Consider the following 20,619-nt stretch of genomic DNA (forward strand, 5'->3'; position numbering starts at 1 on the left):
TGGAACGATGTACGGTCGAACGAACGGCGTTCTAGCTGGGGTTATGCTGTTCCGCGGACGAAGGAGGAAGAGCCATGGCGGCCAAGGCACAGGAGTTCTCGTCGGTGTGGACCCGCCCGCAGCGACAGCGGCGGGATCAGCCCGCACTGAGCCGGGAACAGATCGTGTCCGAAGCTCTCGCACTGCTCGATACCGAGGGCTACGACGCGCTCAGCATGCGTAAGCTCGGCGCCCGCCTCAATGCCGGAGCCACCTCGCTCTACACGCATGTCACGAACAAGGACGAGATCCTGGAGTTGGTGATCGACGAGGCGTTCGGCGAGGTCCACGAGCCCGCCACCATCGCACCGGAGAACTGGCGCGCCGATCTACTCGCGCTGGGTCGCGATGTGCGCGACACCGTCCTGCGCCATCCCTGGATGAGCACCGCCATCACCGGAGCCGGACTCGCCTACCTCGGCCCCAATCTCATGCGCCTGTCGAACGCCATGCTCGCGACCCTCGAAGCGGCGGGCTTCGACGACCGGGAGGCGGACCGGGCCTCGAATGCCTTCTGGGCCTTCGTCCTCGGCTCGGCCGGCACCGAAACCGCCATGCTCACCAGTGTCTCCCGCAGCGGGCTCAGTGAACAGGAGTGGTTCGCCAAGATGATGGCCATGTCCGAACAGGCGGTGCGCGGTTACCCCCACGTCGCCAAACGGTACAGCGTCTACCGGGAACTCGATCCCACGCAGTCCAGGAACGACTTCTTCGACTCCGAGCTCGAACTCATCCTGGACGGACTGGAGTTTCGGCGCGCCCGCGCCAAATGACCTGCAGCGGAGGGTGATTCAGCCAAACATTGCCAGCCGACGGCGCTGGGCCGGAGTCTCCACCACCACCGAGCCGATCACCGATCCGGCCAGCACGCTGAGCAATCCCGCCACCGGAATGTGGGTCGCGATCGGCAGCAGCCCCGCCACCAGCACGGCGGTGAGCAGCCGGATCACCACCACGCTCTCCCGAATTCCGGTGAAGGCGGCCCGGGTCAGCGCTACCGAGACCAGGTACACGATCACGCCGCCGACCACACAGTCCGCGGCGGTGGCAGTCGAATGCGCGCTGCCGCCGGTCACCGCGATGCCCATCGACGCACCCGCCAAGGCCAGGCCGAGCAGCAGCGGCAGGTGCCCGAAGGTGTAGAGGTGCAGCAGCTTTCCGGTGCGCGCCAGCTCGGTGTGCGACCCCGGGCGCATCCCGCTGCCATTGAAGTAGGACCACCACAGGCCCACGGTGAGCGCGAAGGCAGCCGCCGCGGTCACCGCCGCCCAGCCGGCGGTGTGTACCGCCGCGAGGCCATTGGTGAAGCCCAGCACGGATTCGCCCAGGATGACAATGGTGAAGAGCCCGAAGCGTTCTCGCAGATGGTCGGTTTCCTGCTCGACGCCGGCCAGCCGCCGGGTCACCACCAGCGGCAGGGCCAGCTCCGTGAGCATGGCCAGCGTCCAGGCGCCGTAGCGCAGCGGGCCGGCGTCGCAGGCGAGGCCGGCGAGCCAGCCCACCGCGCTCACGGCCGAACCCAGTGTGAACGACCGGAATACGGCCCGCAGTGCCGGATTCCGCCGGGAATCCCAGGCGTACAGCAGGGCGACACCGGCCCGGGCGACCAGGTACGCGAGGACGAATCCCGCGTCCACGCCCCGGCTCTGGCCGACCGCGCCCGCGAACACCGCCATGCCCACGATGCCGGTCAGCCCGAAACTGGTGAGCAGGCGATGGGCCGCGGTATCCCGATCGGCCCGATTGGCGTGCACCGCGTACAGGACCCACGCCCACCACAGCGGCACGAACAGGCCGGCCGCCGCGGCCACCGATCCGGCATCGGGGTGCGCGCCCACCCGATGCGTGATCTGGCCGACCGCCGCGGCGAACACCAGATCCCCGAAACATTCGAACCAGGTGGCCCGGCGCGGTGTGGTGGTTTCCGGTGCGGCGGCGGAGCTTTCGAGCATGCCGACCAAACTACTGGCCGGTCAGCGACCCGTCGCCAGACTGGTGCCGCCGTTGGCGTCGAGCACGACGCCGGTGATGAATCCGTTGGTGGCCAGCATGTGGATGGCGCGGGCGATGTCCTCGGGGCGGCCGACGCGACCGACCGGGGTGGTCGCCACCAGGCCGTCGAACAGAGCGGTGCGCTGCGCCTCCGGAACCCGGTCCCACCACGGGGTGTCGATGACGCCCGGGGAGACGGCATTGATGCGCAGCGGGGCGAGTTCGACGGCGAGCGGCGGCACCATGGCGTCGAGTGCGCCGTTGATGGCGGCCAGGCCCGCGGTGCCGGGGAAGGCCGAGCGCGACGAGCCCGCGGTCACCAGGGTGACCGAGCCCTGCGAATCCAGGTGCGGGAGCGCGGCTTTCAGGATGCGCACCTGCGGCCAGAACTTGCCGTCGAAGCCGGCGGCCAGCTGGTCCAGATCGAGGTCGGCGAAGGGACCGCTGCCGGCCGAGCCGCTCACCGAGATGACCAGGTGGTCGATGGTCCCGGCCTGGGCGAAGAAGGCGTCGATATCGGCCTGGCTGGTGGCGTCCAGGGCGTAGCCGGTGGTCTTGCCGCCGATACGCGCGACGGCCGCGTCGAGCTTGTCCCGGCCGCGGCCGGTGATGACGACCTCGGCGCCGTCGGCCGCGAAGGCGGTGGCGGTGGCCTCACCGATGCCGGAGCTGCCACCCATGACGACGACGCGCGGTGTTGTGGTCATTGTCGGAAACCCTCTCTGTCGCTGTCCGTCTATTCTTACGGAACTGACAGTCTCGACAACGCTGTTGGCGAGACTTTTAGTCTCGGCAAAGCGGTGAGCTGCGTCACAGGAGGGCGAGCATGGAAAGCACAGCGGCACAGCCCAATACGGCGCGACCGCACACCGGGCGACGCCGCAACGAGGCCACCCGGCAGGCCATCCTCGATGCCTCGCTGCGGCTGCTCGGCGAATCCGACGGCGCACCGGTCACCATCGACGCCATCGCACGGGCCGCCGGCGTCGGAAAGCAGACCGTGTACCGGTGGTGGCCGTCCAAGGGCGCGGTCCTGCTGGACGCGCTCACCGAACGGTCGGCGCTCGAGGTGCCGCCGCCGGACAGCGGCTCGCTGCGCACCGACCTGCGCACCCTCATGGAAGCGACTTTCCGTGGCGCACAGCGCAGTTCGACCGCACCCGCGCTGCGCACGCTGGTCCGCGAGGCGGCGCACGACCCGCATCTCGCGGAGCTGTTGCGGACCTTCACCGCGCAGCGCCGGGCAGCGGTGCGGGCCGTGCTCGAGCGCGGACGGCTACGCGGCGAACTGCCCGCCGACGCCGATCTCGATCTGCTGGTCGACCAGTTCTACGGGGTCTTCTGGTACCGCTTCATTCTCGGCCACGCGCCCCTGGACGACGCGGTCGCCGAACGGCTCACCGACTCGATGCTGGCCGGCCGCTGAAGAATCCGGCCGAGCGATCGGTCTGCGCCAGATGCCGCAGCGCGGCGATGAGCTCGTCACCGAGCACGTTTCCGACCACGACCGTCTCGGCCATGCTGTCGATATCGCCGCGCGAGGTCAACACGGCCATATCCAGTTCGGCGATCGGCTCCAGGGCGTGGGCGTAGTCGTCGAGGCGGTCCGCGATATCGCCGTGGCCGAGCTGGCGCAGCGCGCCGACCACCTCGGCGGCGGCCGACACCGCCGGATTGTCGCGGCCGACGCGCCAGCCCAGGCGATCGAGCATGGCCGTCACCTCCGCGCGGGCGGCGGTCCGAGATTCCTTGTCGCAGAAGGCGATGCTGCGGGCGGCGGTGTGCTGGGCGACGCCGAGGATCTTGTGGGTGCCGAGATCCGAATCGTCCAGGGCCGCGATCACCTCGCGCGCCGAGGCGATGGAGAGCCCGCCGACCTCGATGAGCGCCCGGATCAGCCGCAGGCGGCGCAGATGCGCGTCGTCGTACTGCGCCTGATTGTGCCCGGTCGCCTCACCCCTGGGCAGCAGGCCTTCCCGCAGGTAGTACTTGATCGTCGGGGTGGACACGCCACTGGCCTTGCTCAGCTCCCCGATTCGCATCGGACCTCCTCGTCGCCGCGCGGGGCTTGCCCACCGAGCCACCATCATAGATAGCCGCGTTATGGACACCGCGGCTATCCGCTACGCCGGAGTCGGGTCAGAGCTGCTCGCGGACGCCGATCTCGATGCGCTTGCCGAGCTCGGCGTCGACACTCTTCCAGTAGTCGAAGACCCGGCTCAGGATCGGCTCGCGCACGCCGCCCAGGATGTGGCCGACGACATTGCCCACCAGGCGATCCCGCTCGGCATCGTTCATGACCTCGCGGACCAGGGTGCCGGCCTGCGCGAAGTCGTTGTCCTCGCGGTGCTGGAGGTAGCCGGCCCGGACCATGGCCGGGTCGAACGTCCAGGCGCCGTCGTCGATGGCACGCGCCGGATCGGCGTGCGGGCCGCCGAAGGAGTTGGGCGCGTACACCGGAACGCTCGCGGCATTGTGCGCGAAGCGCATGGCACCGTCCTGCGAGTAGGAGTTCACCGGCGCGGCCTTGGCCCGGTTCGGCGGCAGCTGCTCGTGGTTCGCGCCGATGCGGTAGCGGTGCGCGTCGGCGTAGGCGAAGACGCGGCCCAGCAGCATCTTGTCGGGCGAGAAGGCAATGCCGGGAACCACATTCGAGGGTGCGAAGGCGGCCTGCTCGATGTCCACGAAGAAGTTCGCGGGGTTGCGGTTCAGGGTCCAGCGGCCGACCTCGATGAGCGGGTAGTCCTGCTGCGACCAGACCTTGGTCAGATCGAACGGGTTGAAGCGGTAGTTGTCCGCCTCGGCGACCGGCATGATCTGGACCTTCAGGGTCCAGCTCGGGAAGTCGCCGCGCTCGATGGCCTGGTACAGGTCGCGACGGTGGAAGTCGGCGTCCTTACCGGCGAGCTCGTCGGCCTCGGCCTGGGTCAGGTTCTTGATGCCCTGGTCGGTCTTGAAGTGGTACTTCACCCAGAAGCGCTCGCCGGACTCGTTGATCCACTGGTAGGTGTGCGAGCCGAAGCCGTCCATGTGGCGCAGGGTGGCCGGGATGCCGCGGTCGCCCATGAGCCAGGTGACCTGGTGGGCGGTCTCCGGGCGCAGGGTCCAGAAGTCCCACTGCATGTTCGCGTCGCGGAGGCCGGAGCCGGGCAGGCGCTTCTGCGAGTGGATGAAGTCGGGGAACTTGATCGGGTCCTTGATGAAGAACACCGGGGTGTTGTTGCCGACGATGTCGTAGTTGCCCTCGGTGGTGTAGAACTTCACCGCGAAACCGCGTGGGTCGCGCCAGGTGTCGGGACTGCCCTGCTCACCGGCGACGGTGGAGAAACGCACCAGCGACTCGGTGCGGGTGCCCGGCTGGAACAGCGCGGCCTTGGTGTAGCGGCTGACATCACCGGTAACCACCAGTTCGCCGAACGCGCCCGAACCCTTGGCGTGCACCACGCGCTCGGGCACCCGCTCCCGGTTGAAGTGGGCGAGCTTCTCGATCAGGTAGTGATCGTGCAGCAGGATCGGGCCCTGTGTGCCCGCGGTGAGCGATTCGTTGTCGCTGGGCACCGGGGCGCCGGTATTGGTGGTGGTCGCCTTGGTCATGTTTTCGAGCGTGCCGAGTTTTCTGGAACTAGTCAAGAAAAGTCCGCAGGGCGGTGAGTAAACAAAGGTATATACAGTACAGTCGTGCAGGTTCGGCAAATATCAAGCTAATGATTAGCGCGGGACCACGGGTGGCGCTGTCGGCCGATGATAGTTGGCGAATTCGACCACGTTGCGGGCGGATTCGAACCAGGGGCCGGTGCTGGGGCGGGTTTGGGTGAGGGCGGCGGCGATGTCGGGCATACGGACCGAGCGGACGACGACGGTGCGGATGGAGTCGGCCATGGCCAATCGGGTTGCGGACTTGCAGATCGACGCCCTGGGTCGAGCATGGTCAGCAGGTCGGTGATCCGCGGGACCGTTGCCCAGATCACAGTGCCCACTGCGGAATAGATCCGGCGGGCCCCGGGTTGATCCCCCTTGCCGGCGTCGGAACAGCCCCGGGCCGCACCCTTCGTCGCTACGAGCGACCACTCGCCGAGAGGCGCTTGTTGGGCGTCGGCTTCAACTTTCCGGGTCAGCCTGAGCGGCATGCGCCGGACCCGGCTCGCGCACACCGGGATTCGCTGACCGGCCGCCACCCCTGGTTCGCTCAGGGGGTGACCGCGGCGCGGCCCGCCAGCTCCCGTAGTTCGTCGGCCGGTCGGCGACCGGCGAACTGCAGCAGATCCCGCACCACTTCGCGGGCGCGATGATCGGTGTGCACCAGTTCGGGGGTTAGTCGCTCGGCATTGAGCAACGCCTCCAATGCCTCGCTCGCCTGCCGCCGCTGCGCGTGCGCACGGGCCACATCGACCAGGAAGCGCGCCTGCCGCTCCGGAGACAGGATCGAGGCGTCGACGGTGCGCGCGGTATCGAGCGCCTCGCCGGCGTCGCCCAGTTCGACCGCCACGGCCACCGCGTGCACGGCGACCCCGGTCGGACCGAACTCGGTGTCGAAATCGTTGCGGCCCTCGCCCAACCGGTCGGCGGCGGCGCGCGCCGCGGCCAGCCCGGTGCGGGCGGCCGTGCGATTCCCGTCCGTCGCCGCGATCACCGCCAGCATGAGCTGCAGAGATCCGTAGAGCGACAACACTTCCGGCCGTGGCTGCTCGGCCGCCACCTGCGCGGCCAGCGCGGCCACCGACACTCGCGCCGCCTGCTCGGCCTGTTCCAGGCGTTGCAGACGCAGGAAAGCCTGTGCCATGCGATAGGTTCCGGCCACCACGCTCAGCGCGTCACCGGATTCCTCGGCCGCGGACAGTGCGCGATCGGCCGCGACCCACGCCGCGTCGACCTCCTCCTGGCGGGTGAACGCGGTCGCGGCCACCTGATAGGCGCGCGACAGCAGGGTCAGCACCTCCGGCCGCCGCGTGGCATCCGCCCGCGCGGCGTGCTCGAGATCCGGAATCAGTTCCAGCAGACTGCTGCCCACCTCGACCAGCCGGGATTCGTGCGCCAGCTGCCAGGCCAGGTCCACTCGCTGTTGCAGCTCCGGCAGTTTCGCGGCCGCAGTGCTCGGCTCGAGACCGCGATCGGCCTCGTCTCCGAAGAGCTGTTCCAGGGCGGGATGCCCGGTGAGCAGCAGCCGCAGCTGCTCGAACACCGCCGAGCCGGGCCGATGCCCGTCACCGCGGTCGGCGGCAATCGGTTCGGCCGCTTCGGGACGCAGATCGCGTACCGCCACTCCGAGCACGTCCGCCAGTCTTTGCAGAACGGACAGTCGCTCAACAGGCAGCACGTCTCGCTCGACCTGCGACACCCAGCTTTCCGAGCGCCGAATCGCCGCTCCCAACTCTTTCTGCGATAGTCCCCGCCGCCGGCGCAACTCCGCTACCCGTGCCCCAAGGGTACTTTCGGCCACCGGGTCAAACTCCTTCTGCCTGATCGGCTTTCCCGGCCGTCACCGCCCGCTTGTTTCGCCGATGTCTACCATGCCCTTCTCCTTCCGCCCTTTCCATCCAGAGGGGGATCTGCCGACAAGGATTCCAGACCGACCGAGCTTACGGCGCACAGTATGGAACATGGATTTTTCTTATTGCACCGCAATTTTTCTGTGTTTAACGTTTGAAGAGGACCCGTCGAACCAAACGGACGACAAGAGGTGGTCATGCCCGGCGAACTTCTCTTCTTTCTACTCGGAGCCGGAATCGGCGGCGCGGCAATGTGGTTCGCGGCGTGCGCCCTTGCGGCCACCAAGTATTCCTCCACTGCCGACGGAGCGACGGTGCAGAGCATCACCGCGCGCCTCGAACGCGAGGGTATCCGGAACTCGCGCTCGATGAAAGGTCAACCAGCCTCGCATCGGGCACCATCGAGATGACCGCCGCGCCGAAAACCGACGAAGTCCATGTGCGCCTGCGGTTTCCCGGAGGAATGATCTTGGATTACCGCGCGGAACGCGCAATTGCCGAACGCCTCGCTGCGCATTTGCGCCCGCATCGCATAGAAGTCACGATCGACGGGCTCCGGACCGATCGACTACCCCCACTCCCCTGTGCCGAACTTTGGGCGGATTGACCGACTCCAGGGAGCGTATCGCATTGACACCCGGGCAATATCCGAAAACGGACCGTGCACTTTCTTGTGCACGGTCCGTAACGGATAGATCTGATCAGTTGTTCAAAAGAACTTCCGCGATCTGAATCGTGTTGAGCGCGGCGCCCTTACGCAGGTTGTCGCCGGAGATGAACAGCGCCAGACCGCGGCCGTCCGGCACACCCGGATCCTGGCGGATGCGGCCCACCAGCGACTCGTCGATACCAGCGGCGGCCAGCGGGGTGGGGACGTCGGTGAGCTTCACACCCGGCGCCTTCGCGAGCAGCTCCTCGGCGCGCTCCACCGAAAGCGGCTGCGCGAATTCGGCATTGATCGACAGCGAGTGGCCGGTGAAGACCGGGACGCGCACACAGGTGCCGCTCACCAGCAGATCCGGCAGACCCAGGATCTTGCGGGACTCGTTGCGCAGCTTCTGATCCTCGTCGGTCTCGCCGCTGCCGTCGTCCACCAGCGAGCCCGCCAGCGGGATCACGTCGAAGGCGATCGGGGCCACGTACTTGTTCGGCGCCGGGAACTCCACCGCCGAACCGTCGTGCACCAACTTCTCGGCATCGCCGATGACGGCGCGCACCTGCGATGCCAGCTCCTCGACACCGGCCAGGCCGGAGCCCGACACCGCCTGGTAGCTGGACACGATCAGCCGCTGCAGCCCGGCCTCGTCGTGCAGCACCTTGAGCACCGGCATGGCGGCCATAGTGGTGCAGTTCGGGTTGGCGATGATGCCCTTGACCAGGTTGCGGGTGGCCTCCGGGTTCACCTCGGAGACGACCAGCGGCACCTCGGGGTCCTTGCGCCAGGCCGAGGAGTTGTCGATGACGGTGACACCGGCGGCCGCGAAGCGCGGGGCCTGCACCCGGGACATGGTGGCGCCGGCCGAGAACAGCGCGATGTCCAGTCCGCTCGGGTCGGCGGTCTCGGTGTCCTCGACCACGATGTCGCGGCCGCGGAACGGCAGCGTCTTGCCCGCCGAGCGCGCGGACGCGAAGAACCGCACCTCGTCGGCCGGGAAGTTGCGCTCCTCCAGCAGCTTTCGCATGACCGCGCCGACCTGACCGGTCGCGCCGACGACGCCTACACGCACACCCATGCCGCTACCGTCCCGTTCCGCCGTGCACGACCGCGACTTCGTCGCCGCCCAGATCGAACGACGAGTGCAGCACCTTCACGGCCTCGTCCAGGTCGGTGTCCTTGACCAGCACCGAGATCCGGATCTCCGAGGTGGAGATGAGGTCGATATTGATGCCGGCGTCGGCCAGCGACTCGCAGAAGGTGGCGGTCACGCCCGGGTGCGACTTCATGCCCGCGCCGACCAGCGACACCTTGCCGATGTGGTCGTCATACACGACCTGGGAGAAGCCGATGTCGCCCTGCCGCCTGGTGAGCAGCTCGACGGCGCGCGGGCCCTCCAGCTTGGGCAGGGTGAAGGTGATGTCGGTCTTACCCGTCTCCACCTTGGAGATGTTCTGCAGCACCATGTCGATATTGATCTCGGCATCGGCGACCGCGCGGAACACCTTGGCGGCGTAGCCGGGCTCGTCCGGAATGCCGACCACGGTCACCTTGGCCTCGCTGCGGTCGTGCGCGACGCCCGTGAGGATTGCTTGCTCCAAGGGGATGTCCTCCATCGATCCGGTAATCATGGTGCCCGTCTTGTCGGTGTACGAGGACCGCACGTGAACGGGCACGTTGTAGCGGCGCGCGTACTCGACGCAACGCAGCATGAGAACTTTCGAGCCGCAGGCGGCCATCTCCAGCATTTCCTCGTAGGAGACGGTGTCCAGCTTCTGGGCGTCGGAGACGATGCGCGGGTCGGCGGAGAAGACGCCGTCCACATCGGTGTAGATCTCGCAGACATCGGCATTGAGCGCGGCGGCCAGCGCGACGGCGGTGGTGTCGGAACCACCGCGGCCCAGCGTGGTCACGTCCTTGCTGTCCTGGCTCACCCCCTGGAAGCCCGCGACCAGCACGATGGTGCCCTGCCCGAGCGCCTGCTGCACCCGGCCCGGGGCCACGTCGATGATCTTGGCATTGCCGTGCGTGCCGGTGGTGATGACACCGGCCTGCGAGCCGGTGAACGAACGAGCCTCGGCGCCCAGCGAGTGAATGGCCATGGCGACCAACGCATTGGAGATGCGCTCACCCGAGGTGAGGAGCATGTCCATCTCGCGGGCCGGAGCGGCCGGCGCGACCTGCTGGGCCAGATCCAGCAGTTCGTCGGTGGTGTCGCCCATGGCGGAACACACGACGACCACATCGTGGCCGAGCTTCTTGGTCTCGACGATCCGCTCGGCGACCCTCCGGATGCGCTCGGCGGTGGCGACCGAGGATCCTCCGTACTTCTGGACGACGAGAGCCACGGCGGAAATCCTCCAAGATCGACAAACTGCTGCTATCGACCCACAAGACTACCGGCCCAGGTCCACGACTTTTCGTCCCACCTCCCGTCCGCGGATTCCAGTCACCCGGCAGCTATTCCGGCGCCGACATCCGCACGCCCGGATCATGCTTGGCGACAAGGGCGTTGAACAGCCAGCCGTACTTGGTGTTGTGGAAGGCGGCGAAGCCCCACTCGCCGTCCCGCCGCACGGCGACGTACACGTTCACCTTGGTGTTGAAGCGGTTCCGGCGGCGCTTGCCCTTCACCACCGCGCCACGGCCGTGTACGACCGCGACATCCGGGGTGACGAACCGCAGGCCGGTGATCTCACCGTCGAGGCGGGTGCCCTTCATGTACTTCGCGAACAGCGGTTCGTGCGAGGCCCGGATCGCCTCGCGCCCCCGCAGCCGGGCGCCGAACCAGGTGACGTAGTCGGCGTCCGGCGTGAAGACCTCGGCGTAGGCGGCGGCATCCCCGTCCGCCCATGCCTGATTCGACCGGGCGAACAGCGCGCGAACGGCGGTTTCGTCGGTGATCTGCTGAACAGTCATGACATCCCTCCCGAAGATATCTGAACGAGTCATCAATTGACTTGAGAAGTAGTTGAGTCATTCAGATATTGTCCGAGTGAGACTAAGCTGTCAAGGGATGAGCGAGAAACACGACGAACTGGGCGCCGCCCTCACCTTCGCCGCCCAGCGCAGCGCCACCGACGCCGTGATGCTGCACGGGGCCATGGCCGACAAGCTCGGCCTGCACGTCACCGACCTGCGCTGCCTCAATATGCTGCGCATCGGCGGCCCGGCCACCGCGGGCGAACTGGCCCAGCGCACCGGCCTCACCACCGGGGCCATCACCCGGATGATCGACCGGCTGCTGAAGGGCGGATTCGTACGGCGCGAACACGATTCGAAGGATCGGCGCCGGGTGATCATCACCGCCCTGGACGACCGCATCGACGAGATCGCACCGCACTACGAGTTCCTGGCAACGGAATTCGCCAAGATCGCCCGCGATTATTCGGACGAGCAGCTGGAGCTACTGCTCGAGATCTTCAACCGGCTGCACGAGACCTCGATGGACGTCACCGCCCGGATCCGCGAAAGCGATTGAGCACGAACGGGACTCAGGCCCGGTCGAACCAGGTGACCTGCGCGCCGTTGGCGAATTCCCGGCGCTGGGTGACCTCGAACCGGGACGGCCTGAAGTTGCCGACGATCATGGGCAGGCCCGCGCCCGCGATGACGGGATAGCTCTTGAGGATCAACCGGTCGATCTCGCCGATCAGCTGTCCCGCCAGGTTCGCGCCGCCGCAGAGCCAGATGTCCAGGCCCTCTTCCTTTTTCAGGCGGCGGACCAGTTCGACCGGATCGCCCGAGACGATCTCCACCTGCGGATTGTCCACCGGCGCAAGGGTGGTCGAGAAGACGTACTGCTTCAGGTGGTTGTACGGACTGTCGGTTCCGGCGGCCAGACCGGGTTCATAACTGCCGCGCCCCATGAGAACCGTGTCGATCTGCCGGTTCGGCGTATCGACCGGCAGGCCGACCAGTTCGCGAAGGTGGGTCGGGACCGTCTCCGGCATGACCTCGTTGAACCAGGCCATCATGTCGTCGCCGGTCGGATAGAAGTCGTATTCCCCCTGCGGACCGGCGATGTAGCCGTCGAGGGAGACCGCCACGTAGTAGACGAGCTTTCGCATTGTTTACCACCCTGTCCGTAGTACTATGTCCGTAGTGATTACGAACGTAGTACTACACATGGAGTGGTGTCAATGGTTCGGACGAATCCGGAACGACGCAATGCCCTGATCGACGCGGCCATCGAGGTCCTGGCCCGCGACGGCGCGCGCGGACTCACCTTCCGCGCGGTCGACAAGGAGGCCCGGGTGCCCGCGGGCACGGCCTCGAACTACTTCGCCAATCGCGACGAACTTCTGATCCAGGCCGGGCACCGTTTCTACGAGCGGCTACAACCCAGCAAGGAGACGATGGACCATCTCTTCACGGGCCCGCGCACCCGCGAGACCATCGCGGAACTGATGGCGGAGACCGTCAGCCGCATCACCGGGTTCCGCACCGGCTACCTCGCCCTGCTGGAACTGCGACTGGAGGCCACCCGCCGCCCGGAGCTGCAGGCGATCCTCGCCGAGCGGGTGCGCGCGGACCTCGATTTCAATATCCGCAACCATCTGGACTCCGGCCTGCCCGGCGACGCCGATTCGGTGACGCTGCTCTACCTGGCCCTGAACTGGCTGATCGTCGAAAGACTCACGCTGCCGGACATCTTCACCGACGAGGAGGCGGCCCGGCTGGTGCGCATGGCGGTGGAACGTGCCATTCCGACCTTGTGACGAGCATCACCGGAGGCGAATAATCCCAAGTATGCATGCAAGTGTCGGTGATCATCTGGTCATCCATGGGCGCAATGTCGGACTCCCCGACCACACCGCGGAAATCGTCGAGGTGCGCGGCGCGGAAGGTGAGCCGCCCTACGTGGTGCGGTTTGCCGACGGCCGTACGAGCCTGGTGTTCCCGGGCCCGGACTCGGTGGTGGAGCCGGGCTGACGACACCCGGTCACAACCCGTTTCGGCCGTGTTAGCCCAAGATTTTCCGATCACGCCCAGGCGTGACCGGATAGCCCTGCCGAGCAGGGAAATCGGGACTTACCAGACCGACCAGTCGGTCAGAAGCGAGGGGCAGCACAGTTGACTCTCCGAGCGACCCTGGTCACAATCGGTGCCCGAATGGAAGGGTAGATATGAGAACGAAGACTGATCACCGGTTCGTCATCGACATCGATCCCGGACAGGTGATGGATGCGTTGCTCATGGTCGAGCAAATGCCCGACTGGTCCCCCTCCCATCAGGACGTCCGGGTCGCCACCCGCGACAAGCGCGGCCGCCCCAAGCGCGTCTACGTGTCCGCCAATCTCATGGGCCGCCCCGACCGGCAGGTCGTCGAATACACCTGCACCGAGAACCGCGTCGAATGGCGGGTTTCCGAATCCAGCGCCGGCGCCGGCGGCAAGGGCTGGTTCGACCTCGGCGAAACCGAGGACGGCGCCACCGAGGTCTGGTACCACTCCGAGGTCTACCTGCCGATTCCCGCGCCCGGCATGCTGCTCAAGCGCAGCGCCCGCCGCGAGGGCGACGCGATGATCAGCAACTTCATCGCATTCGTCGAATCCGTCACCGGCGTCCAAGGACTCGGCGAGGTGGAGGAAGCGCCCTACGCCGAATCGGCCGCCTTCGAGCAGCCCGGTCAGGTCCAGCCCGGCTACGCCCAGCCGGGCTACGCGCAGCGCCTGGACTACGGCCGCAATTTCGAGCCCGGCTTCGGCACCGCCTAGGCCGGCCGCGAACACTCGCGGCTGATCGCGAACAGCGAACAGTCGTGATCGGCACTGCCTTTCGAGCCGCGCATTGGGCAGGATGTCCCTCATGCCCGGTCCCGTACGCACCCGCATGATGCCCGTCGCCGAGGACGCCTCGGTGACGCAGCTGGAACTGTTCTTCGACCTGGTGATCGTCTTCGCCTTCACCATGGTCACCGACTTCGCCGCGCACGAGACCACCGCGGTCAATCTGCTGCGCGCACTGCTCATTCTGGCCATGCTGTGGTGGGGCTGGATCGGCTACTCCTGGCTCGGCAATGTGGTCAAGGCCGATGAGGGCATCGCCCGGGTGGCCATGTTCGTGGCCATGGGCGCGGCGTTCATGATCGCGCTCACCATTCCCGAGTCCTTCCGCGATCTGCCGGGCGGCTGGTACGGGCCACTGGTGTTCGTCATCGCGTACCTGGCCGTCCGGCTGGTCCACCTGACCGTGTTCTGGATGGCCAGCAGTCACGACGCCCAGCTCCGCCGGCAGGTGATCCGCTGGGCCGCAGGCTCACTCAGCGTGGCCAGCGTGCTGCTGGTGGCCGGCGCGCTCACCACCGGGACCGCGCAGCTGGGGCTGTGGCTGGCGGCGCTGGTCTGGGACATGGGCTGGACGTTCTTCGCGGGCAACGAGTGGCGGCTCTACTCGCCCTCGCACTTCGCCGAACGGTACGGGCTGATCGTCATCATCGCGCTGGGCGAATCCATCGTGTCCATCGGCGTCGGCGTGGCCGGGCTGCCGATCTCGTGGTCCATCACCGTGGGTTCGATGCTGGGCCTGGGCGTGGCGGGCCTGCTGTGGTGGGCGTACTTCGATGTGGCCGCGCTGGTCGTGGAGCGCGCGATGCATCGCGCCGGCGGCGAGCGCCGCATCCAGATCGCGCGCAACTGCTACACCTTCTGGCACTTCCCGATGATCGCCGGAATCGTGGCCATGGCACTGGGTTTGAAGAAGGTGCTCAACTACGTGGGTGGGGCGCAAGGACATTCGCTCAGCGACGAGCTGCACGGGATCCCGCTGTTCGCGCTGTACGGCGGTGTGATCGCGTACCTGGTCGCCCTGGTCGGGTTCCGGCACTACGCGACCGGCAAGGTGCTGGTGCCGCGACTGGTGGCGGCGGTGGTGCTGCTGGCCCTGATCCCGCTGGCGTCGGCGGTGCCCGCACTGGCCGCGCTCGGCATGCTCTGCGCGGCCCTGCTGGCGCTCATCGTGTTCGAGGTGGTGCGCTATGCCCAGCCGCGCGATCTGATCCGGCACGGGCTCGACTGAGGCCCTCGAACACGTGGCCGGCGACGGCTCAGGGACGCGGGGTGAGCCGGTTGTCGATGGCCTCCGGCACCCGCTCCCCCGAATTCACGGCATCGCGGATCTGATTGATGTTCTCGCGCAGGGCATCCGCCACCAGCTCGTCGGTGCGCGGATCGGCGAGCACCTGCAGCACGACGCGGAAACTGGCGTCGGCGATGCCGCGAATCATCTCCTCGTGGAACGGGACATAGCGCACCTTCCCCAGCTGGGGATCACTGCGGATCACCTCGAGGATCATCTGATCGATCTCGGAACGGTTCTCCTCCAGCGCATTCGCGATATTGCGGGTGTACCGGCCACACCGCAAGACCTCGGCGACCTCGTCCAGCACGGCCACCGTGATCGGGCGCTCGATGGCCTCGACGATGGCGCCGATCGACCGGTTCACCACGGCCGCGGTGATCCGGTCGCCGAACGCGCGGTCGGCCACCCGGCCCACCCGCACCGCGATCACCACGATGCGCAGCAGCCGGAAACCGCGGAAGAACGGACTGGTCACCGGGATCATGCCGAGGACCTCGTACCAGTAGATGAAGGGGAAGGTCCAGCTCCAGCCCTCACGCCGCCAGCGCCACAGGAATTCGGCGAGGAACACCGCGCAGATGCTGTAGTCCGTGATGCGGATCGTCCGGTAGGTGTGATCGGAGACCGGGAAGAACGTCACCCAGGTGACCAGCGCGACCGAGACCACCGCGAGCCCGAGCATGACGAAATCGGTCCACAGGGTGGGAGGCTTGTGGGGGATTTCATCCTCATCCGCAGCGCCGAGCTCGATCACGACGTCCCCTTCCTCATCGAACGGTCCCGCCAGCGTAGTCGGCGCAAACGACCGCGCGGCGGGCTGCGAGGGGCCGGGCGGCCGGGCCGGCTACTTCCCCGCCCGGATGATCGCCTCGATATTGCGTTCCGCCACAGCGGTGATGGTGAGCGACGGGTTCACCGTCGCGGTGCTGCCTGGGATGCCCGCGCCGTCCATGACGTACAGGCCCGGATGCCCGATGACCCGGCCGTAGGCGTCGGTGGCCTGCCCCAGCACCGCCCCGCCCAGCGGGTGCGCGGTGAAGAAGCCCTGCGCGTCAAAGCCGATCGGCGTGTAGTTCACCAGCGAGCGGTCTGCCTGCGCCACCCGTTGATCGACCGCGCGGCAGGCGGCGACCACCAGATCCTGGGCCGCTCGGGGCCAGCTCAGTCCCACCGCGTTGCGGCCGGCGTCGTAGCCGAAGCGGGCCCGGGTCGGATCCAGCGTGATGCCGAGCGAGGCGATGGCGCCGGTGTCCACCGGAATGCCCGGCACATACCAGCTTTCGAGGTGCAGCGGCATGCCCGCGTCGTCGAAGATGCGGCTGGCGCTGGGCACGCCACCGCCGGTCATGGACAGCGAGCTGACGCTGCGCGCCAGCACCACATCGCCATTGGTGCCCCAGCCGTCGCCCACGTGCTCGTTGAGGTTGCGCAGTGAGCCGGTGGCCTGGGCGCGCACCAGCAGTTCGGAGGTGCCCACCGAGCCCGCGCCGAGGAACAGGCGGTCGCAGGTGAGGGTGCGGCTGCCGAGCATCTGACCGGTCGGCGCCAGCTTGGTCACCGTGACCACATACTTGCCGCTACCGTCCTGGCCGATGGCGTCCACCCGGTGGCCCGGGTAGATGGCCGAGCGGCCGGTGCCCTCGGCGTAGCGCAGGTAGTTCTGGTTCAGATCGAACTTGGCGCCATTGGAATTGCCGAGATTGCTGCGCGACGCGGTGGCCGAAGCGCGGCTGGCGCCCGCCAGCTCGGCGCGGATCACATCCCAGTTGAAGATCGAATCATTGGCCTGCGGTTCGTAACCCGCGGCCCGCACCTGCTGATCCCATACCCGCGAATGGGTGAAGGGCATGGAGTCGTACACGTCCGGCGGCATGGTGGATAGTCGCAGCATCTGGCGGACCCGCGGGTAGTAGACCGAATCGAGTTCGTCGTAGTTCACCACGCCCCCGAAGACCTGGTCGAACAGGTGCCGCGGCGGCGCGACCATGGCGCCGCTGAACACGATGGACCCGCCGCCCACCGCGGCCGCGCGCCACACGTCGATGCCCGGATACTCCGTGACGTCCAGCACGCCACCGAAATCCGAGCACGGCATGGGCACCTTGGTGATGCCGGTGAAGCTGGTGCGATGCCAGAAGCCGCGCCCGTCGGGCAGGTCGTCGCCGGTGAAGATCTCCCGCCACGGGTCGTTGGGCCAGCGCGAGCCGCGCTCGAGCACGGCGTTCTGCACGCCCGCCTCGGCCAGCCGCAGCGCGGTCACCGCGGCCCCGAAGCCGGAGCCGATGACGATGGCCTCGCTGTGTTCCGGCGGATCCGGCAGCGGCGCAAAGATTTCCGGTACCCACGCCTGGTACAGCGCGTTCCACAACGGATTGGCCGACGCCGGTCCGGCGCCGCGACCGGCGGTACCCATCCCGACACCTGCCAGCAGAACCGCCGAAACGGCAGCCTTCAACACGGCGCGCCTACGCAAGCGGCCACCTCCCTCATCACGCATGGCCGCGCGCGAGATTACCGGCCGGTCGGCAACGCCTCAACAGGTTGGTGGGAGATCACCATCGAGATATGTGGGCCGGCTATGTGTTTCCACACTTCACCGGCATCGCGGACCGGGCGGAGGCAGGCCGGTGTCAGGCCCGGAGGCGCTCACGGCGGAGCTGGTCGACCTCCGGGAGATCCAGGGCCGGAAGCGAATCCACGCCCAGGGCCCGGGTCAGCAGATAGTCGGCGAGCTCGGGGTTACGGGCCAGGGCCGGGCCGTGCATGTAGGTGCCGAGCACCGAACCCTGGATGACGCCCTCGAGGCCGTCGCCCACCCCGTTGCCGACGCCCTTGGTGACGCGCCCCAGCGGTTTGGCGTCGCCGCCGAGTTTGGTTCCGCCACGGTGGTTCTCGAAGCCCGTGAGGGGCTGTGAGAGGCCCGGGACGAGGGGCTGGGTCGCCACCTCGCCGATGGCGCGCTTGTCCTGCGGGGAGGTGGTGACATCGAACAGGCCGACGCCGTCCACACGTTCCCCGGAGGAGGTCTCGTACCAGTGGCCGAGCACCTGGATGGCGGCGCAGATGGCCAGCACCGGAGCGCCGCGTCCGGCGGCCTCCTGCAGGCCCGGATGGCGCTGCAGGTGGCGGGTGGCCAGGCGCTGGGCCGAGTCCTCCGCGCCGCCCAGGGTGTAGACGTCCAGCGAGTTGGGAACCGGCTCGGTGAGCGGGATTTCGATGATCTCGGCGTCGTAGCCGCGCATGCGCAGGCGCTGGCGCAACACCACGGCATTGCCGCCGTCGCCGTAGGTGCCCATGACGTCGGGCAGGACCAGGCCGATGCGGACGGTCGATTCACTCATGGGCGGGTCCCCGTCTCCAGGTCGCGGTTCAGGTCGCGGAACGCGGTGTAGTTGGCCAGCACCTCGACCCGTCCCGGCGGGCAGGAGGCGATGGCGTCCAGCGGATCCGCGACGGTGATGTGCTCGACGCCGGCGTAGGTGAGCCGGACCGCGAGATCGGTGGCGCGCTCGCCGGCGGCCACCACCTGGGTGCCCTCGAAGTGCTCGAAGCGGACGTCCCACAGCCAGGACAGGTCCTCGCCGTCGGGCACCTGGCCGTTGACCGCGATCACCAGACCCGTTGCGGCCGGATCGATCATGGACAGCGCCTCCTGCCAGCCGGCCGGATTCTTGGCCAGCAGCATGCGGGTGCGGCGGCCGTCGACCTCGACCGTCCGATAGCGGCCCGCGATCTCGCGCACGGTGCCCGCGGCGGCCGCGGCCGCGGCCGGATCCGCGCCCAGCGCCACCGCGGCGGCCACCGCCTGCGCGGCGTTGCCGCGATTGGCGCGCCCCGGAAGGGCAAGGGCGAGTGGGATTTCCAGGCCGTCCGGACCGGACAGCGTGTGCTCGCCGACCCGCCACTGCGGCACGGGCCGCTGGAAGTCCGCGCCCGTGCTGTACCAGTGCTCGCCCTCCCACACGATGGGCTCGCCGCTGCGCGGGCAGCTGGTGGCGTCCACCGACCAGCCGCTGCCGGCCGACACCCACACCACGTTCGGGTGGTCGTAGGCGATGGAGGTGACCAGCACGTCGTCGCAGTTGGCGATGAGCACGGCCGCGGGATGCCGCGCCATGCCCTCGCGCAGGCGGCGCTCGATCATATTGATCTCGCCGACCCGGTCCAGCTGGTCCCGGGAGAGGTTCAGCAGCACCACCACCGACGGGTTCAGCGCGTCGGCCACATGCGGCAGATGCAGTTCGTCCACCTCGATCGCGGCCAGCGGCGCGGCGCGGTGCGCGGTGAGCGCGGCCACGATCCCGGCGTCCATGTTCGCGCCGTCGGCCTGGGTGGCGACACTGCTGAGTCCCCGGCGATCCGCGCCGCCGAGGGTCTGCAGCGCCGCGGCGGTCATGCGGGTGGTGGTGGACTTGCCATTGGTGCCGGTCACCAGCACGGTGCGCTTGCCGCGACCCAGCTGGGTCATGAGGGAGGGATCGATCTTCAGCGCGATCAGCCCGCCGATCATCGAGCCGTTGCCGCGCCCGGCCCGCCGCGAGGCCCACGACGCCGCCGTCGCCGCCCGCAGCGCCAGCTGTCCGCGCATCGAGATGTCTGCCACGACGCGAGTTTATGGGGATGGCGGGCGGGACGTGCAGGCGGCATCGGGGCCCACGGCGTGATACGCGCCGCACTCAGCCGTTGTAAAGCATCTTTCGATAGCCCTCGCCCGTGTAGTACGCCTCGAGCTGCTCGAGGGTCTCGGGGGTGGCCGGCTGCACATCCTTCACCAGGCGCGCGACGCTGGGCATCGTGTCCTCGGGCCACTGTTCCGGCTGCCACAGCGCGCTGCGCATGAACGCCTTGGAGCAGTGGAAGAAGATCTGCTCGATGGCGACCTCGATGGCCAGGATCGGGCGATGACCCTTGACCACCATGTCGTCGAAATAGGGTGCGTCGCGGACCAGCCGGGCGCGGCCGTTGATCCGCAGGGTGTCGCCGCGGCCCGGAATCAGGAACAGCACGCCGACATGCGGATTGCTCAGGATATTGAGGTAGCCGTCCGCACGGCGATTGCCGGGCCGCTCGGGAATGGCGATCGTCTTGTCGTCGAGCACCCGCACGAATCCCGCCGGATCGCCCTTCGGCGAGGCATCGCAGTTGCCGTCGGCATCGCTCGTGGCCAGCACCACGAACGGTGAGCGGGCGATCCATTCCCGATCCCGGTGATGCAGGGAGTACCGATCCTTGTTCCGCGGCCGCGGCGCGACCTCCCCCAGCAGTTCACGCAGTTCGACCGGGTCCGTGATCTCGCTCATGCCCCCGATTCAACGCGCGGTACGGGCCTCACACCAGTCTTTTTCGCCGGTGTGAGGAAGTACC

At 68.0% G+C, this 20,619-nt stretch carries 22 protein-coding genes; 7 read left to right on the forward strand and 15 right to left on the reverse strand.

Features of this window, described 5'->3' with window-relative positions; genetic code table 11:
* Nucleotides 1-74: 74 nt before the first annotated feature.
* A complete protein-coding gene (locus tag ACFXKA_RS29105; protein WP_379429725.1) occupies nucleotides 75-812 on the forward strand; it encodes a TetR/AcrR family transcriptional regulator in 738 nt (245 codons plus the stop codon).
* Nucleotides 813-830: 18 nt separating this feature from the next.
* On the opposite strand, the gene ACFXKA_RS29110 is transcribed toward ACFXKA_RS29105, so the two are convergent.
* A complete protein-coding gene (locus tag ACFXKA_RS29110; protein ID WP_379429726.1) occupies nucleotides 831-1,991 on the reverse strand; it encodes a low temperature requirement protein A in 1,161 nt (386 codons plus the stop codon).
* Between the two features lie 21 nt (nucleotides 1,992-2,012).
* Nucleotides 2,013-2,738, reverse strand: coding sequence for an SDR family oxidoreductase (locus ACFXKA_RS29115; RefSeq protein ID WP_354838942.1), 726 nt, complete (start codon nucleotides 2,736-2,738; stop codon nucleotides 2,013-2,015).
* Between the two features lie 119 nt (nucleotides 2,739-2,857).
* On the opposite strand from ACFXKA_RS29115, the gene ACFXKA_RS29120 reads away from it, so the two are divergent.
* Nucleotides 2,858-3,457, forward strand: a complete 600-nt coding sequence (locus tag ACFXKA_RS29120) for a TetR/AcrR family transcriptional regulator (RefSeq protein WP_379429727.1) — start codon at nucleotides 2,858-2,860, stop codon at nucleotides 3,455-3,457.
* Here the strand turns inward: ACFXKA_RS29120 and ACFXKA_RS29125 are convergent.
* From ACFXKA_RS29125 to ACFXKA_RS29155, 7 genes are all read right to left on the reverse strand, one after another.
* Complete coding sequence (locus tag ACFXKA_RS29125; protein ID WP_354838936.1) at nucleotides 3,429-4,073, reverse strand: MerR family transcriptional regulator; 645 nt, start codon at nucleotides 4,071-4,073, stop codon at nucleotides 3,429-3,431. The genes ACFXKA_RS29120 and ACFXKA_RS29125 overlap by 29 nt on opposite strands.
* A gap of 97 nt (nucleotides 4,074-4,170) precedes the next feature.
* The gene (locus ACFXKA_RS29130; protein WP_379429728.1) at nucleotides 4,171-5,625 is read right to left on the reverse strand and encodes a catalase; all 1,455 of its coding nucleotides are present in this window, start codon (nucleotides 5,623-5,625) and stop codon (nucleotides 4,171-4,173) included.
* A gap of 114 nt (nucleotides 5,626-5,739) precedes the next feature.
* Nucleotides 5,740-5,910, reverse strand: a complete 171-nt coding sequence (locus tag ACFXKA_RS29135; RefSeq protein WP_379429729.1) for a hypothetical protein — start codon at nucleotides 5,908-5,910, stop codon at nucleotides 5,740-5,742.
* Nucleotides 5,911-6,217: 307 nt separating this feature from the next.
* Complete coding sequence (locus tag ACFXKA_RS29140; protein WP_379429730.1) at nucleotides 6,218-7,468, reverse strand: helix-turn-helix domain-containing protein; 1,251 nt, start codon at nucleotides 7,466-7,468, stop codon at nucleotides 6,218-6,220.
* Nucleotides 7,469-8,218: 750 nt separating this feature from the next.
* Nucleotides 8,219-9,250 carry an aspartate-semialdehyde dehydrogenase gene (locus ACFXKA_RS29145; RefSeq protein WP_354838928.1) on the reverse strand — a complete coding sequence of 344 codons (1,032 nt, stop codon included), beginning with the start codon at nucleotides 9,248-9,250 and terminating at the stop codon, nucleotides 8,219-8,221.
* 4 nt (nucleotides 9,251-9,254) lie between these two features.
* Nucleotides 9,255-10,520, reverse strand: a complete 1,266-nt coding sequence (locus ACFXKA_RS29150) for an aspartate kinase (RefSeq protein WP_354838925.1) — start codon at nucleotides 10,518-10,520, stop codon at nucleotides 9,255-9,257.
* A 112-nt stretch (nucleotides 10,521-10,632) separates the two neighbouring features.
* The gene (locus ACFXKA_RS29155; RefSeq protein WP_354838922.1) at nucleotides 10,633-11,091 is read right to left on the reverse strand and encodes an SgcJ/EcaC family oxidoreductase; all 459 of its coding nucleotides are present in this window, start codon (nucleotides 11,089-11,091) and stop codon (nucleotides 10,633-10,635) included.
* A 97-nt stretch (nucleotides 11,092-11,188) separates the two neighbouring features.
* Between ACFXKA_RS29155 and ACFXKA_RS29160 the strand changes: the two genes are divergently transcribed.
* A complete protein-coding gene (locus tag ACFXKA_RS29160) occupies nucleotides 11,189-11,653 on the forward strand; it encodes a MarR family transcriptional regulator (RefSeq protein WP_354838919.1) in 465 nt (154 codons plus the stop codon).
* Between the two features lie 13 nt (nucleotides 11,654-11,666).
* On the opposite strand, the gene ACFXKA_RS29165 is transcribed toward ACFXKA_RS29160, so the two are convergent.
* A complete protein-coding gene (locus ACFXKA_RS29165; RefSeq protein ID WP_379429731.1) occupies nucleotides 11,667-12,242 on the reverse strand; it encodes a dihydrofolate reductase family protein in 576 nt (191 codons plus the stop codon).
* A 72-nt stretch (nucleotides 12,243-12,314) separates the two neighbouring features.
* Here ACFXKA_RS29165 and ACFXKA_RS29170 point away from each other — a divergent pair, with 72 nt between their 5' ends.
* From ACFXKA_RS29170 to ACFXKA_RS29185, 4 genes are all read left to right on the forward strand, one after another.
* Entirely contained in the window at nucleotides 12,315-12,893 is a 579-nt protein-coding gene (locus tag ACFXKA_RS29170; RefSeq protein WP_379429732.1) for a TetR/AcrR family transcriptional regulator, read from the forward strand.
* A 31-nt stretch (nucleotides 12,894-12,924) separates the two neighbouring features.
* On the forward strand, nucleotides 12,925-13,107 hold the full coding sequence (locus ACFXKA_RS29175; protein ID WP_354838910.1) for a DUF1918 domain-containing protein: 183 nt from the start codon (nucleotides 12,925-12,927) through the stop codon (nucleotides 13,105-13,107).
* Between the two features lie 194 nt (nucleotides 13,108-13,301).
* A complete protein-coding gene (locus ACFXKA_RS29180) occupies nucleotides 13,302-13,892 on the forward strand; it encodes an SRPBCC family protein (protein ID WP_354838907.1) in 591 nt (196 codons plus the stop codon).
* 91 nt (nucleotides 13,893-13,983) lie between these two features.
* Nucleotides 13,984-15,192, forward strand: coding sequence for a low temperature requirement protein A (locus tag ACFXKA_RS29185; RefSeq protein ID WP_379429733.1), 1,209 nt, complete (start codon nucleotides 13,984-13,986; stop codon nucleotides 15,190-15,192).
* A gap of 28 nt (nucleotides 15,193-15,220) precedes the next feature.
* Here the strand turns inward: ACFXKA_RS29185 and ACFXKA_RS29190 are convergent, their stop codons facing one another.
* From ACFXKA_RS29190 to ACFXKA_RS29210, 5 genes are all read right to left on the reverse strand, one after another.
* Nucleotides 15,221-16,009, reverse strand: coding sequence for an ion transporter (locus ACFXKA_RS29190; protein ID WP_379429734.1), 789 nt, complete (start codon nucleotides 16,007-16,009; stop codon nucleotides 15,221-15,223).
* A 90-nt stretch (nucleotides 16,010-16,099) separates the two neighbouring features.
* Nucleotides 16,100-17,668 (reverse strand): GMC oxidoreductase, encoded by a 1,569-nt coding sequence (locus tag ACFXKA_RS29195; RefSeq protein WP_379429735.1) that lies wholly within the window; start codon nucleotides 17,666-17,668, stop codon nucleotides 16,100-16,102.
* Between the two features lie 217 nt (nucleotides 17,669-17,885).
* Nucleotides 17,886-18,596: a glutamine amidotransferase gene (locus tag ACFXKA_RS29200; protein ID WP_354838895.1), complete on the reverse strand. Its 711-nt coding sequence runs from the start codon at nucleotides 18,594-18,596 to the stop codon at nucleotides 17,886-17,888.
* Nucleotides 18,593-19,843 (reverse strand): MurT ligase domain-containing protein, encoded by a 1,251-nt coding sequence (locus ACFXKA_RS29205; RefSeq protein WP_379429779.1) that lies wholly within the window; start codon nucleotides 19,841-19,843, stop codon nucleotides 18,593-18,595. Before ACFXKA_RS29205 ends, ACFXKA_RS29200 begins: the two co-directional genes overlap by 4 nt.
* 88 nt (nucleotides 19,844-19,931) lie before the next feature.
* Nucleotides 19,932-20,555 (reverse strand): pyridoxamine 5'-phosphate oxidase family protein, encoded by a 624-nt coding sequence (locus ACFXKA_RS29210; RefSeq protein ID WP_354838892.1) that lies wholly within the window; start codon nucleotides 20,553-20,555, stop codon nucleotides 19,932-19,934.
* Nucleotides 20,556-20,619: the final 64 nt, after the last annotated feature.

Source organism: Nocardia sp. NPDC059228 (assembly GCF_042754245.1).
Taxonomy (GTDB): domain Bacteria; phylum Actinomycetota; class Actinomycetes; order Mycobacteriales; family Mycobacteriaceae; genus Nocardia.